The following is a 13,540-nucleotide window of genomic DNA, read 5'->3' as shown; positions in this document are numbered from 1 at the left end:
GTGAAAGCACCTCTTGTGGCTCAACCCTCGAAGGAGACTCCGATGTCGTTCACCCTGCCCGAACTGCCCTACGCTTATGATGCGTTGCAGCCTTACATGTCGAAGGAAACGCTCGAGTTCCACCACGACAAGCATCACGCCGCCTATGTGAACACCGGCAACAACCTGCTGAAGGGCACGGACCTCGAGGGCAAGAGCGTCGAGGAAGTGGTGAAGGCCTCCTACGGCACGAACCAGGCGCTCTTCAACAACGCGGGCCAGCACTACAACCACATCCATTTCTGGCTCTGGATGAAGCCCAACGGCGGCGGCGCAATTCCCGGCAGCCTTGAGAAGAAGATCATCGAGGACATCGGCTCCGTCGACAAGATGAAGGAAGACTTCATCCAGGCGGGCGTCGGCCAGTTCGGCTCCGGCTGGGCGTGGCTTGCGGTCAAGGACGGCAAGATCTCCGTCATGAAGACCCCCAATGGCGAGAACCCGCTCGTCCACGGCGCACAGCCGATCCTGGGCTGCGACGTGTGGGAGCACTCCTACTACATCGACTACCGCAACCGCCGTCCCGACTACCTCAAGGCCTTCCTCGACAACCTAGTGAACTGGGAGCACGTCGACGAAATGTACCAGGCCGCGACGCGCTGATCGCCACCGGATTTTATAACGATGCGGGCCTCTTCGGAGGCCCGTTTCTTTTTGGTCGGGCGTTCCCTTCGTTGAAGGCGGTGCTATGCGTCCTTTGGGACGGGGGCGTATCTCCGCTCTCTCAGCCGTCCCCAGGCCCCGTCACCAACCTGATCCCGCGCCCCTCCAGCAGGCGTCCGAACGCGTCGGACCCGAGATAGGTCAGTTCCGCCACGCGGCTTTCCACGGCCGGGTCGAGCTTGCGCAACTCCACATCCACGTACCCTGGGTGGCACATGATGACGGGCCTCGGCCCCAGCCCCGTCAGCGCGTCCTCGAAGATCCGGTAGGGCGCAACCGACAGATCAAACGGTGCGAAACCGGAAAAGCCTTCGTTGGTCTCAAACCCCGATTTTCGGGCGCTCTTGCGGAATCCCATCGCCAGCGCGCCGACGACGAGCGCCTTGCGGCGTCCAATCCGGCGGCTCAGGATCGACGCGGCTCGGTCGGAAGGATCCCGCAGCCATAGGCGCCCGGCATAGCCCCTGGCTTCAAGCTCTCGCAGCAGCGCATGCCGCACCACGGGAAGCACATGAACATGCTGATGTCCGTCCACAAAGGCCGGAGCTTCTCCGTATATCTCCACGAAGGCATCGATCTGCCGGGCGATCTCGGCCCTCACCTCACTGGCCGGCAGCCGCCCGGACAAAGCCCTGGCAAGCAACCCCTTGAGAGGTGTAAACACTCCGTCAGGAGCCAGATTCGGCATGGAGCCCAATGGTCTCCCGGTGGTGAGATTGAGATGCAGGCCGACCCCGAGTCGCCCGGTCAAGGGTCTCAAAGCCGGCGCAAAACTCCGCCAGCCGGGCATGTTGGTCATGGCTCCGGTGGCCGAAAGCCGCCCCGCCTCCGCCAGTTCGACAATTCCCCGGCTCACCCCGTCGGTGAGGCCGAAATCATCGGCGCACAGTACGACGGAACGCGGCATGGTCATGATTTACCCCCGAAAATCGGCGTGGCGCCACCCTAGAGCGTGATCGGCAATAGAGGGTATCCGGTGCTTCGTTGTCGTGCGCAAGCAGCACATGATCTCTTCCCCAAAGACACGGTTGTTATGCCGCATTCACACGGTCGAAACCCGATTTCCACCTTTTCGGAAAATGCTCTAAGGCACTTGAGCAAAGCCGCAAACTCGGCTCTCAATGCGCGCGACAATGAAGGATTATTGCGTGGCGTCCCCCAAGCTCAGCGTCGTCATTCCGGTTCACAACGAGAGCGCCAACATCGCGCCCCTGTGCGAGCGGCTTTTGCCGGTCTTGAACAGGATCACGTCGATCTGGGAGATCATCTTCGTCGATGACGGCAGCCAGGACGATACCCTGCTTCGCGTCAGGGACATGAGCCTCAGGGAGCCTCGGATCGGCGCGGTATCGCTCAGCCGCAACTTTGGCAAGGAGATCGCCATCGCGGCCGGTCTCGACCACACCCGGGGGGACGCGGTGGTGATCATGGATGCGGATCTGCAGCATCCGCCTGAAATGATCGAGGCGTTCGTGGAGCGCTGGAACGCGGGCTACGAGATGGTCTATGGCCAGCGCACGGACCGTTCGGACGAGACCAGGGTCAAGCGCGGCTTCGCCCATCTGTTCTACCGCCTGTTCTCGCGCTTCGGCGAGATCGATTTGCCGGAGGGCGCGGGCGATTTTCGGCTTATCGACCGCAAGGGCGTCGAGGTGCTGCGGACACTGGGCGAGAAGGCTCGGTTCTCGAAGGGCCTCTACGCCTGGGTGGGCTTCAAGGGAACGGGGGTGCCCTTCGTCGTGGAAGAGCGCCGATTCGGCGACACGAAATGGAGCTTTCGCAAGCTCTTCCGCTTCGCCTTCGACGGCATCGCGGCGTTCTCGACCGCGCCCTTGCGGGTCTGGACCTATCTGGGTTTCGTGATCTCGTTCCTGTCGATTGCCACCGCCCTCTACTTCGCCATCAGGACGCTGCTGTTCGGCACGGACCTTCCCGGCTTTCCGAGCCTGATCGTGTCGGTCATGTTCTTCTCGGGCATTCAGCTCATGTCGCTCGGCATCATCGGCGAGTATGTGGGGCGCATCTTCGCCGAGGTGAAACGGCGGCCGCTCTATGTGGTGGCGGAACGGATCGGCGGCGCGGCCGAAGTCAGCTCCAGCCTCGTCCGCGACGAATTCCGGCGTCGGGCCTGATCGATGTTCAGGAAAATCCTTTCCGTCGGCGGATGGACGCTGGTCTCCCGCCTGACAGGCTTCGTCCGCGACGTGGTGCTGGCGGCCGTAATGGGCATCGGTCCCGTAGCCGACGCCTTCCTGGTGGCCCTCCGCATCCCCAATCACTTCCGGGCCATCTTCAGCGAGGGCGCGTTCAACAGCGCCTTCCTGCCCACCTATGCGCAGGTGCTGGAGCAGGACGGAGCGGCCCAGGCCCGCTCTTTCGCCAGCCGGATTACCACCCTGATGCTGCTGGTGCAAACGGTTCTGCTCGTGGCAGCCTTCGTGGCGATGCCCGTGGTGGTGACGCTGCTGGCTCCAGGCTTCACGGACGATCCGACGAAATTCAGCCTCGCCGTCACTCTGACCCGGATCACCTTCCCGTATCTGCTCTTCATCACCCTGGTGACGATCCTCTCAGGCATCCTCAATGCCCATGAGAAATTTGCCGCCGCCGCGGCAGCGCCGGTGTTGCTCAACGTGGCCATCGTGGCGGCTCTCGGTCTCGCGTTCCTGTTTCCCAGCGCGGGCCACGCGGCGGCCTGGGGCGTGGTGGTGGCGGGCGTGCTCGAACTGCTTTTGGTCTGGGTGGCGGCGCGACGCCTGAAGGCGACGCCGACCGTCGAGAGGCCCCGCCTCGACCCGCCCATGCGGCGCTTCTTCAAGACCCTGGGCCCCGCCGTCATCGGTTCGGCCGGCGTTCAGCTCGCCATGTTCGCCGACACGATCATCGCGTCCTTCCTGCCCACCGGCGCGGTGGCGTCGCTCTATTATGCGGACCGCCTCTATCAGCTGCCCCTCGGCGTCATCGGCATCGCGGCCGGCACGGTGGTGCTGCCGGAGATGAGCCGGCGCATCGCGGCAGGCGATCCCGGGGCTGCCCACAACGCCCAAAACCGGGCCATCGGCATGACGCTGGCGCTGGCCGCCCCGTTCCTCGTTGCCTTCGTGACCATGCCGGACCTGATCATGTCGGCCCTCTTCCAGCGTGGAGCCTTCGACGCGGCGGCCGCCCAACGCTCCGGCGCCGTCCTGGCAGCCTACGCCATCGGCCTTCCGGCGGCGGTGCTGATCCGCTCGGCGGTGGCGAGCTTCTATTCCCGCTCCGATACGCTGACGCCGCTCATCGCATCCCTCTCGGCGGTGGCCGTCAACGTGATCCTGAAGATCCTGCTGATGGACACCTATGGGGTCGTCGGGCTGGCGCTGGGCACGGCCATCGGAATCTGGGTCAATCTCGGCTTGCTGGTCTTCCTGGCCCTGCGCCGGGACTGGATGGCCCCGAGCGGCGCTCTCGGGCGCACCTTCGTGGCGGTGTTCGTGGCAAGCATCCTGCTTGCGGCCTTCGCGTGGTTCGCTCCCGCTCCCTTGAGCCAATGGATAGCCGCACTGCCGCAATGGCACAGCGAGATCCTGCTTGGCGTCCTCGGCGCGTGCGGGGCGCTCCTCTATGGCGCGGTGCTGCTCGTGTCCCTCAAGGCTCTTGGGGTTAGGCTCTCGCGGCGTCGAATGCGCCTCACTCCGCCAGGGTGAACAGCTCGCGCGGCTCGCTGAGGCCGCGCAGGGTGTGGCGGCCCAGCGACCGGACAGGCGACGGGCTCGAATCCGCGATAGTCTGCGACATTACGACAGAGCATCCAAGCGGGCCGCACATGGCCTCCATGCGGCTCGCCTCGTTTACGGCGGGGCCGATGACCGTGAAGTCGAGGCGGTTCGCGGCGCCGATATTGCCGTAGAACACGTCTCCGCAATGGAGCGCGATGTCGAGGCTGAGGGACGGCTCTCCGGACAGAGAACGATTGACGGCCTCGTTGCGGGCGAGCGCCTCACGAGCCGCCCGCACGGCAGCCGCGCTCGCCTCCCCCTGCGAGCTCTCGTGGTTGATCGGAAAGACAGCCAAAAGACCGTCGCCGAGGAACTTCAACACCTCGCCGCCATGCTCCACCACCGGCTCCGCCATGGCCTCGAGATGCCGGTCGAGCCGGCCGATAATCGACGCACCGGCTGTGTCGGCGAGGGTCGTGAAGCCTCTCAGGTCCGCGAACAGCAGGGCCGCCGTGACGGTGGCTCCCAGACCGCGCTGGATCTCGCCGTTCAACACCCGCCGGCCGGCGGACAGGCCCACATAGGTGTCAAGCATGGCGACTGTCAGGTCGAACAGGGTCATGCGATAGGCGGCAAGCCCAAGCGCCGGCATGAGGGCGTCGATGGTAGCGATCTCGTCAGGCCTCAGCCCCCCGTCGCGACCGCATGAGAACGCCACCGCGAAGCCGCGCAGGGCCGGTGCGGTGGGTTGCTCGAAGGTGATGAGGCGGGCGAGATAGTCCTTGCCGCCCAGACGGCGCACGTCCTCGAACACGCTATAGGCGTTCGCGTCCGGTCCATCCAACCGCCAGTGGCAACTGGTCATGCCGTTCCTCAGCATGTACCCGATGGGGCTCACTTCGAGAGCCCCATCGTTGCGCTCGTGTGAGACGACTTCGACCTTCGTTCCGGTGGCAGGCGTCCAGGCATGGGTGTGGACGCGAAAGTTCGGGTTGACGGTGGGCATGGCCAGATAGGATCGCGCCAGCGGAATGCCGTGCGCGACAAGCCGCTCGGAAAAGCCCGACAGAAGCGAGCCGATATCGGAGCCGCGCAGGCCCTGGTCGATGATCCAGCGTTCGAGATTCGTCATGGGCGCATCTTAGCATTCCGCGCGGGAATGCGCGCCCGGCTCGATTTAGCGGCTGGCGTGCCGGGTCGCGCCGCCCGTGCCGGCGATTTCTGTCAGCAGCTTGCGCCGCGCCGCGACTGCGAATGGACGCATTTCGTCCGCGATCTCCACGAAGGAGCCTGGCCCGCCGATGACGCTCTGGCCGTAATAATCCTCCAGCGACATGCCACCCGGGCCGCCGGGCCGGCCGCTGCCGGGACGGCGGATCGCGAGAGCGTTGATGGTGAAGCCCTTCGCAAGCGCTTCCGCCCGCGCGGCTTCGAGGGAACGGCCGTTCATGTTGGGGCCGTCGCCGGAGACGTCGATCACCTTGCGGGTGCCCTCATGGGCGTTCTGCTCCACGAGACGCACGGAGAAGTCGATGGCATTGGAAATGGAGTTGTAGCCCGTCGCACCACGTGGCGTGCTCGTGAGCTTGTCGGCGAAAATCCGTGCGCTCGCTTCGTCCCGGATCACATGCCAATCGACGATGAGCACCTGCGAGCTCGGCCCGCCCCACTCCATGAACGCGACCGCAATGGCTCCCACCGGCCCGTCCTTGATGCCGTCGAGCACGTCTTTGCTGGTAAGCGCATCGGCCCAGCCCTGGCGCTGCAGGCGCAGTTCGTCGTTGTCGATGGACCCGGAGCCATCGGCCGCGAAGACGAGTTCGAGATCCACCGACTCGGCCCGGGCGGCTCCCGTCAGGAGCCCGAGGACAACGAGGCTTTTCAGGAAAAGGCGCATCGACGGCTCCATCGGATAAGGCATTGCTGGAGCCATCTAGGGCGCAGCGTTGCGAAGGCCGCCTTATGGCAGGATCACAACTTCGTTGAGGGGGCCGCTACCTCGTTTGGGCCGCCTCATCATCCCCGGACTTGTTCCGGGGATGATGACCAAGCGGGCAAATCAAGCCGCCTTGCTGACGCCCTTGTCGTGGGCGAAGGCCCAGTAGAGTTCCCGCGCCCTGCGGTAGAACGGACCAGGCTGCAATTCGCGGCTGTCGATGCGCAGCACCGGCATGACCTTGGAGTAGTTGCCCGAGATGAAGATTTCGTCGGCGTTCGCGAAATCCTCGTACCGGAGCGTCGCTTCCACGACAGAGACGCCGTTGTCGCGCAGGAGCTGCATCACGCGCTGACGGGTGATGCCATTGAGGAAGGTGCCGTTCGGGGCTGGCGTGAAGACCACGCCGTCCTTGGCCATGAACACGTTGGAGGTGCCCGTCTCGGCCACGTTGCCGAGCGCATCGCACACTAGGGCGTTGTCGAAGCCCTTTTCCCGCGCCTCGCGGATCACTCGAGCGTTGTTGGGATAGAGGCAGCCGGCCTTGGAATCGGTCGGCATGGATTCCAGCGTCGGACGGCGGAAGCTCGACTTCATGACCGACAGGCCACCCGGCACCGGCATCGGGGCCTCGAAGAGCGACAGGCAGAACTGGGTCGAATCGGGATCGGGCGCGATGGTGGCAAGGCCCTCGGCCTCGCCCCAGTACATGGGCTTCACGTAAAGGGCCGTGTTGGGGGCGAATTTCTTCACGCCCTCGCGGACGAGGTCGACGATCGCCTGCGGGTCCATGGTGGGCTCGAGGCCGATCGTACGGGCCGAGCGGTTCACGCGGGCGCAATGCAGGTCGATGTCCGGCGTGACGCCCTCAAAGACCCGCGCGCCGTCGAACACGGACGAGCCGAGCCAGGAGACATGCGAACGGGGGCCGATGAGCGGCGGGTTGCCCTCATGCCAGGCGCCGTTGAACCAGTTCCATGTCTGTGAATACCAAGCCACTTGTTTCATCCTTATCGTCAGTATGACTATCTCATCGAATCCCTTGCGTAGGGATGCGTCAATCTTTTGGCATGGCTTGGGACATAAAGACTTGTGATGGATTTCATGAGACCGGTTGATCCATTGTCTGTTGCAACTTTTGATATGTGACGCCACACTCAAGAATGCCTTCGTCCCACCCCATCGCTTTGCAGGTCAAAGCCGTCATCTTCGACGCCTATGGCACCTTGTTCGACGTGCATTCCGCCGTGGGGCGGCACATGGGGCGCGTGGGCGCGGCCGCCGCGGCGTTCTCGGACATCTGGCGGGCGAAGCAGCTGGAATACTCGTGGGTGCTGTCTCTGGCGGAAACCTACCGGCCGTTCTGGGAACTCACCGAGCGGGCCCTCGACTATGCCTTCGCGCGCTTTCCCAACGTGGACCGCTCCCTCAGGCCCCTGCTCCTGGAGGCTTATCGCAGTCTCACAGCCTATCCGGAGGTGCCGGCGACCCTTCACACCTTGCGTGAGCGGGGCCTTAAGACCGGCATCCTGTCCAACGGCGATCCGGGCATGCTGAGCGAGGCGGTCTCCTCGGCGGGACTTGCCGATTACCTCGATGCCGTCCTGTCGGTGGACGCCGCGAAGGTGTTCAAGACCAGTCCGCGCACCTACGAGCTCGTGCTCTCGGCTTTGCCGTATTCCGGACAGGATATCGCTTTCGTGTCATCGAACCGCTGGGACGTAGCGGGCGCGGCCGCGTTCGGGTTCAAGGCCGTATGGGTGAACCGGCTCGGGATGCCCGACGAGTATCCCGATCTGGCTCCCAGCCTGGTGATTCCAACGCTGAAAGGCCTGCTTGAGGGAGCGCCTGCATCGGCGCAGTCCTCACTCTAAAAGGTCAATCTTCTGCCTCTGGCCTCATCCTGAGAAGCAGCCGTAAGGCTGCGTCTCGAAGGAGGCTCCAGTGCTTTCTGGAGACGCCCTCGTGCTTCGAGACGCTACACCCCTCAGCAGGAGGGTTGCGGTGGCAGTCGCTCCTACTTCGCCAGGGCTGCGAGAATGCGCGCCCAGGAGCGCGTGCCCTTGTGGAAGCTCGTGAGATCGTACTTCTCGTTGGGCGAGTGGATGCGGTCGTCATCGAGCCCGAAGCCGACGAAGAGCGTGTCGAGGCCCAGGGTGCGCTTGAAGTCGCCGCCCACCGGGATCGATCCGCCCATGCCGATGACGATGGGGTCCGCCTGCCATTCGTCGTGGAGCGCCGCCTTGGCGGCGGTGAGCGCCGGGAAGTCGTGCGGCAGGGCCAGAGCGCGGGAGCCCTTGTGCTTGATGAACTCCACCGAGCAATCGGCCGGAATGCGCTCGCGCACGAAGGCGTGGAAGCTGTCGGAAATCTTCTCGGGATCCTGATCGCCCACGAGCCGGAACGAGACTTTGCACCGCGCTTCCGCGGCGATCACCGTCTTGGTGCCCTCGCCCGTGTAGCCGCCGATGATGCCGTTCACGTCGCAGGTCGGGCGCGACTGGATCTGCTCGATGAGCATGCGGCCCTTCTCGCCGGCGGAATGCTTCAGGCCCACCTGACCGAGATACTCTTCTTCGGTCAGGTTCAGCTTCTTCCACTGCTCCAGCACCTGCGTGGGCGTTTCGGGCACGCCGTCGTAGAAATCCTTGACGGTGATGCGGCCGTTCTCATCGTGGATCGCCGCGATGATCTTCGACAACACGTGAATGGGATTGCGCGCTGCGCCCCCGAACTGGCCCGAATGGAGATCGCGGTCGGCGCAGCGCACGATCACTTCCTCGTAGACCATGCCCCGCAACGACGACGTGATTGCGGGCGTTTTCTGATCCCACATGCCGGTGTCGCACACGAGCGCCACGTCGGCCTTGAGCTCGTCCTTGTTGGCCTCGATGAACTCCGGCAGGAACTTCGAGCCGTCCTCCTCGGCGCCCTCGACCAGGAACGTGACGTTGATGGGCAGCGAGCCGGTGACGGCCTTCCAGGCCCGGCAGGCCTCTACGAAGGTGAGCACCTGCCCCTTGTCGTCGGAGGACCCACGGGCGCTGATGACCTTCCGGCTATCGGGAAGCGTCGCAATCTTGGGCTCAAACGGCGGCGTGTCCCACAGCTCCAGCGGATCGACCGGCTGCACGTCGTAATGCCCGTAGAACAACACATGCGGCTTCGCCTGACCATTGGCATGGCCCACCACAGCCGGGTGTCCGCCGGTCTCCCTCAAGCGTGCATCCACGCCAATGCCGTTCAACTCGTCCACGAGCCACTGGCCGGCGACGCGGCAATGGTCCTTGTAGGCGGGATCGGTAGAGATGGACGGAACCTTCAGCCACTGGAACAGCCGCTCCAGGGACCTGTCGAGATCGGCGTCGATACGGCTCAGGACTTGGTCGAGTTGGGACATGACAGGATGCTGCTCACTTCGAAAGACAGCGCCTCAATGCTCCCGATCCACCGGCTTGGCAAGGTCCCGTGCTCACCCCGGAGCCGGCATTCGGGCGTGGAACTGTCATAGGCCTGTCACTCAAGATCCATATTTCCGGAAATATGGATAAGACAGAGAGCATCATGGCGCTTGCGGCGCTGGCGCAGCCGACACGCCTCGACATCTTCCGGCTGCTGGTCGGCGGGGAACCGCTCGGCTTTCCCGCGGGCGAACTGGCGCGTCGGCTGACTGTCCCTCAGAACACGCTGTCCGGCCATCTCGGAATCCTGTCGCGGGCGGGCCTCGTAACTAGCCAGCGACTATCCCGCTCCATCGTCTACAGGGCGAATGTCGAACGTCTCCAGGCTACGATCCTGTTTCTCCTCAAGGATTGCTGCGGCGGATCGACGGAAATCTGCGCTCCGCTCATTGCCGATCTGACACCCTGCCGCACCCAGAAGGCTCACGCTCATGACTGAACGCACGCTCAACGTCTTGTTCCTCTGCACGGGCAATACCGCCCGTTCGATCCTGGCGGAAGGCATTCTGCGCAAGGACGGGCAGGGTCGCTTCAACGTCTTCTCGGCGGGAAGCCTGCCCAAAGGCACGGTTAATCCCTTGGCCCTGAAGGTCCTGGAGAGCTTTGGTTACCCGACCGACGGCATGCGGTCGAAAAGCTGGGAGGAATTCGACCGGCCTGACGCTCCACAGATGGATTTCATCTTTACGGTTTGCGACAGCGCAGCCGGCGAGGCGTGCCCTGTTTGGCCCGGCCATCCGATGACGGCGCATTGGGGTATCGAGGATCCCGCCGCCGCCACGGGAACGGAGATCGAGAAGGAGCGCGCCGTCGTGACGGCGTTCAAGTACCTGCGGAACCGTATCCAGGCCTTCGTGGCGCTACCGATGGCCACTTTAGACGACCGGTCCATGCGCACACAGCTCAAGGAAATCGGCGAGATGGAAGGCGCGACGCAGCCTCCGCCGGGGAACCTCCCGTGAGCGAACCCCTGTCACGACGCCTCCTTGCCGAAGCACTCGGGACGGCTTTTCTCCTTGCGACCGTCGTGGGCTCGGGCATCATGGGCGCGAAGCTGGCCGGCGGGAACATCGCGCTCGCCCTTCTGGGCAATACCCTGCCGACCGGGGCGGTCCTTGTCGTCCTGATCCTGATCTTCGGTCCCGTCTCGGGTGCGCATTTCAACCCTGCCGTGACCCTTGGGTTTGCGTTGAAGCGGACCTTTCCCTGGAAGGAGGCTGGCCTCTATGCGGGCGCGCAGATCCTTGGCGCTGTCATCGGCGTCTGGACGGCGCATTTGATGTTCGAGCTGCCCCTCTGGCAGCTCTCCGTCACGGCTCGGACAGGTTCGGGCCAGTGGCTGGCGGAATTCATCGCGACATTCGGTCTGTTGCTGACGATCTTCGGATGCGTGGCGCGGGCGCCGATGGCGGTGCCTCATGCGGTTGGCCTGTACATCACGGCGGCTTACTGGTTCACGGCCTCCACGTCGTTCGCCAACCCCGCCGTGACCATCGCCCGCGCCTTGTCGAATACATTCGCGGGAATCGCGCCTGCAGACGCGCCGGGCTTCATCCTGGCGCAAGCGGCGGGAATGCTTGCAGCCGTCCTTCTGCAAAGCGTGGTCTGGCCGGCGAAACGGGCGTCGGCCTAGGGGAGAATCTTTTAGCGCCGCAGCAGCCCGCCCAAGGTTCCGCGCACAATAGCGCGGCCGATAGAGCTGCCCTGGCGGCCGCCGATGGATTTGCCGATCTCGGCCGCGATATTGCCCACGGTCTGGTTGACGATGGTGCGGGTGACTTCCCGGGTGACGCGCTGCCCCACCGTCATGGAACCCTTGCGTGATCCCGTCGTGCCGAAAAGCCCCCCGAGCATGTCTAAGATGCCTCCGCCGCCTGCGGCGGCCTGCGCCTCGGTGGCAGCCTTCTCGGCTCGCTGCGCCAGCATCTCGTAGGCGGATTCGGAATCGATCGGCTGATCGTATTTCCCGCGCATCGGGCTGCCGGCGATGATCCGCTGCCGTTCCGCGAGCTCGATCGGCCCGACCTGCGCCATGGGCGGCGCGATCAAGGTACGCTCCACCATGGAGGGCGAGCCCTTGCCTTCCAGGGTCGAGACCAGCGCCTCGCCGACGCCGAGTTCCGTAATGGCTTTCTCGGTGTCGAAAGCCGGGTTCTGGCGGAAGGTCTGAGCTGCGACGCGCACCGCCTTCTGCTCGCGCGGCGTGTAGGCGCGCAGCGCGTGCTGCACCCGGTTGCCAAGCTGAGCGAGCACGGTTTCCGGAATGTCCACAGGGTTCTGCGTGATGAAATAGACGCCCACGCCCTTGGAGCGGATGAGGCGCACGACCCGCTCCACCGTCTCGGTCAGGGCCTTGGGCGCGTCCGCGAAAAGCAGATGCGCCTCGTCGAAGAAGAACACGAGCTTGGGCTGATCGAGATCGCCCACTTCGGGCAGTTCCTCGAACAGCTCCGACATGAGCCAGAGCAGGAAAGTGGCGTAGAGCCGCGGGTTGTTCATGAGCTTGTCGGCCGCCAGGATGTTGACGATTCCGCGCCCATCCCGATCGGTGCGCATCAGGTCCCTGATGTCGAGCGCGGGCTCGCCGAGGAACTCGTCGCCCTGCTGGTTCTCCAGCACGAGGAGCTGGCGCATGATCGTGCCTACGGTGGCTTTCGAGACGTTGCCGTAGGTGGTGGTGAGCTCCTGCGCGTTCTCGGAAATGAGCTGCAGCAGCGCCCGCAGATCCTTCAGGTCGAGAAGCAGCAGACCCTGCTCGTCGGCGATGCGGAACGCGATGTTGAGCACACCCTCCTGCGTGTCGTTGAGGTCGAGAAGGCGCGAAAGCAACAGCGGTCCCATCTCGGACACGGTTGCGCGCACTCGGTGGCCCTGCTCGCCGAACAGGTCCCAGAACACCACCGGAAACTGGTCTGGCGCGTAGTCGACGCCGATGTCTTTGGCGCGCTTGACCAGAGGCTCCTTGCCGTTGCCGGGCGCCGCCAGTCCCGAGAGATCGCCCTTGATGTCGGCGGCGAAGACCGGAACGCCGGCTTGAGAGAAACCTTCCGCCAGCACCTGCAGCGATACGGTCTTGCCGGTGCCCGTGGCGCCCGTGATCAGCCCGTGCCGGTTGGCGAGCCGCAAATCCAGCGTTTCCGGCTTGGCGCTCTTGCCGATGAAGATTTTTCCGTCCTGGAGCATCGTGTCTCTCCCGAGTGCCCCATTGTCATAGGCAATCCATCCTCCGGTTTCCACTCTCACGCTTCTTGATTTCACGCCTTAGTCGCCCGAAGTACCGCCTCACACCAGTTTTAGGAGAATCACATGGATGAGCTGATCGCTCGCGTGACGGAAAAGACGGGACTTGAGGCCTCGGTGGCCAGAAAGGCGATCGGCCTCATTCTCGCGTATCTCCAGAAAGAGGGTCCGGCGAACGAAGTCGGCCAGCTCGTCGCGGCCTTGCCGGGAGCCGAGGATGCGATCAGCAGCGCCCAGGGCGACAGCTCGGGCGGCGGCATCATGGGCATGATGGGCGCCATGGGTGGCGGCGTCATGGCGCTGGGCGGCCAGCTCATGGGCGTGGGCGTCTCCATGGGTCAGATGCAGCCCCTAGGCAAGGAACTCTTCGCCTACGGCCGCGAGAAGGCCGGTGAGGACGTGATGGGCCCCATCGTCGGCTCGATCCCCGGGCTGTCGCAGTTCGTCTGATCACCCGCTACCCCATACGCCGCTGTTTCCGTCCTGGCCGGGCTTGTCCCGGC

14 protein-coding genes are annotated in these 13,540 nt (G+C 64.4%); 8 read left to right on the top strand and 6 right to left on the bottom strand.

Annotation, left to right across the window (positions count from 1 at the left end; genetic code table 11):
• Positions 1-42: 42 nt before the first annotated feature.
• On the top strand, positions 43-642 hold the full coding sequence (locus DRB19_RS19805) for a superoxide dismutase (protein WP_114187754.1): 600 nt from the start codon (positions 43-45) through the stop codon (positions 640-642).
• 121 nt (positions 643-763) lie between these two features.
• On the opposite strand, the gene DRB19_RS19800 is transcribed toward DRB19_RS19805, so the two are convergent.
• Positions 764-1,615, bottom strand: a complete 852-nt coding sequence (locus tag DRB19_RS19800; RefSeq protein WP_114187753.1) for a ChbG/HpnK family deacetylase — start codon at positions 1,613-1,615, stop codon at positions 764-766.
• A gap of 235 nt (positions 1,616-1,850) precedes the next feature.
• On the opposite strand from DRB19_RS19800, the gene DRB19_RS19795 reads away from it, so the two are divergent.
• Both DRB19_RS19795 and murJ read left to right on the top strand, forming a co-directional pair.
• Positions 1,851-2,834, top strand: coding sequence for a glycosyltransferase family 2 protein (locus DRB19_RS19795; protein ID WP_373867375.1), 984 nt, complete (start codon positions 1,851-1,853; stop codon positions 2,832-2,834).
• A 3-nt stretch (positions 2,835-2,837) separates the two neighbouring features.
• Positions 2,838-4,388 carry a murein biosynthesis integral membrane protein MurJ gene (gene murJ / locus DRB19_RS19790; RefSeq protein ID WP_114187751.1) on the top strand — a complete coding sequence of 517 codons (1,551 nt, stop codon included), beginning with the start codon at positions 2,838-2,840 and terminating at the stop codon, positions 4,386-4,388.
• On the opposite strand, the gene DRB19_RS19785 is transcribed toward murJ, so the two are convergent.
• The 3 genes from DRB19_RS19785 to DRB19_RS19775 form a co-directional block, all read right to left on the bottom strand.
• Positions 4,372-5,532: an adenylate/guanylate cyclase domain-containing protein gene (locus DRB19_RS19785; RefSeq protein WP_114187750.1), complete on the bottom strand. Its 1,161-nt coding sequence runs from the start codon at positions 5,530-5,532 to the stop codon at positions 4,372-4,374. The genes murJ and DRB19_RS19785 overlap by 17 nt on opposite strands.
• Positions 5,533-5,577: 45 nt before the next feature.
• On the bottom strand, positions 5,578-6,297 hold the full coding sequence (locus DRB19_RS19780) for a DUF1194 domain-containing protein (RefSeq protein ID WP_114187775.1): 720 nt from the start codon (positions 6,295-6,297) through the stop codon (positions 5,578-5,580).
• Between the two features lie 162 nt (positions 6,298-6,459).
• Positions 6,460-7,344 carry a branched-chain amino acid aminotransferase gene (locus tag DRB19_RS19775; protein WP_114187749.1) on the bottom strand — a complete coding sequence of 295 codons (885 nt, stop codon included), beginning with the start codon at positions 7,342-7,344 and terminating at the stop codon, positions 6,460-6,462.
• A 155-nt stretch (positions 7,345-7,499) separates the two neighbouring features.
• On the opposite strand from DRB19_RS19775, the gene DRB19_RS19770 reads away from it, so the two are divergent.
• Positions 7,500-8,210, top strand: a complete 711-nt coding sequence (locus DRB19_RS19770) for a haloacid dehalogenase type II (protein WP_114187748.1) — start codon at positions 7,500-7,502, stop codon at positions 8,208-8,210.
• Between the two features lie 143 nt (positions 8,211-8,353).
• Here the strand turns inward: DRB19_RS19770 and DRB19_RS19765 are convergent, their stop codons facing one another.
• Positions 8,354-9,736, bottom strand: coding sequence for a M20/M25/M40 family metallo-hydrolase (locus DRB19_RS19765; protein ID WP_114187747.1), 1,383 nt, complete (start codon positions 9,734-9,736; stop codon positions 8,354-8,356).
• 143 nt (positions 9,737-9,879) lie between these two features.
• On the opposite strand from DRB19_RS19765, the gene DRB19_RS19760 reads away from it, so the two are divergent.
• Genes DRB19_RS19760 through DRB19_RS19750 form a run of 3 tightly spaced genes read left to right on the top strand, consistent with a single transcriptional unit; the run spans position 9,880 to position 11,430 of the window.
• Complete coding sequence (locus tag DRB19_RS19760) at positions 9,880-10,236, top strand: ArsR/SmtB family transcription factor (RefSeq protein WP_114187746.1); 357 nt, start codon at positions 9,880-9,882, stop codon at positions 10,234-10,236.
• Positions 10,229-10,759 carry an arsenate reductase ArsC gene (locus tag DRB19_RS19755; RefSeq protein ID WP_114187745.1) on the top strand — a complete coding sequence of 177 codons (531 nt, stop codon included), beginning with the start codon at positions 10,229-10,231 and terminating at the stop codon, positions 10,757-10,759. Before DRB19_RS19760 ends, DRB19_RS19755 begins: the two co-directional genes overlap by 8 nt.
• Positions 10,756-11,430, top strand: a complete 675-nt coding sequence (locus tag DRB19_RS19750) for an aquaporin (RefSeq protein WP_210207500.1) — start codon at positions 10,756-10,758, stop codon at positions 11,428-11,430. The genes DRB19_RS19755 and DRB19_RS19750 overlap by 4 nt, the downstream gene beginning before the upstream one ends.
• Positions 11,431-11,441: 11 nt before the next feature.
• Here DRB19_RS19750 and DRB19_RS19745 read toward each other — a convergent pair whose 3' ends face one another.
• Positions 11,442-12,980 (bottom strand): helicase HerA-like domain-containing protein, encoded by a 1,539-nt coding sequence (locus DRB19_RS19745; RefSeq protein WP_114187744.1) that lies wholly within the window; start codon positions 12,978-12,980, stop codon positions 11,442-11,444.
• 123 nt (positions 12,981-13,103) lie between these two features.
• On the opposite strand from DRB19_RS19745, the gene DRB19_RS19740 reads away from it, so the two are divergent.
• Entirely contained in the window at positions 13,104-13,487 is a 384-nt protein-coding gene (locus DRB19_RS19740) for a DUF2267 domain-containing protein (RefSeq protein ID WP_114187743.1), read from the top strand.
• Positions 13,488-13,540: the final 53 nt, after the last annotated feature.

Source organism: Microvirga aerophila (genome assembly GCF_003332305.1).
Taxonomy (GTDB): domain Bacteria; phylum Pseudomonadota; class Alphaproteobacteria; order Rhizobiales; family Beijerinckiaceae; genus Microvirga; species Microvirga aerophila.
This window is presented reverse-complemented; position numbering and strand designations above follow the sequence as displayed.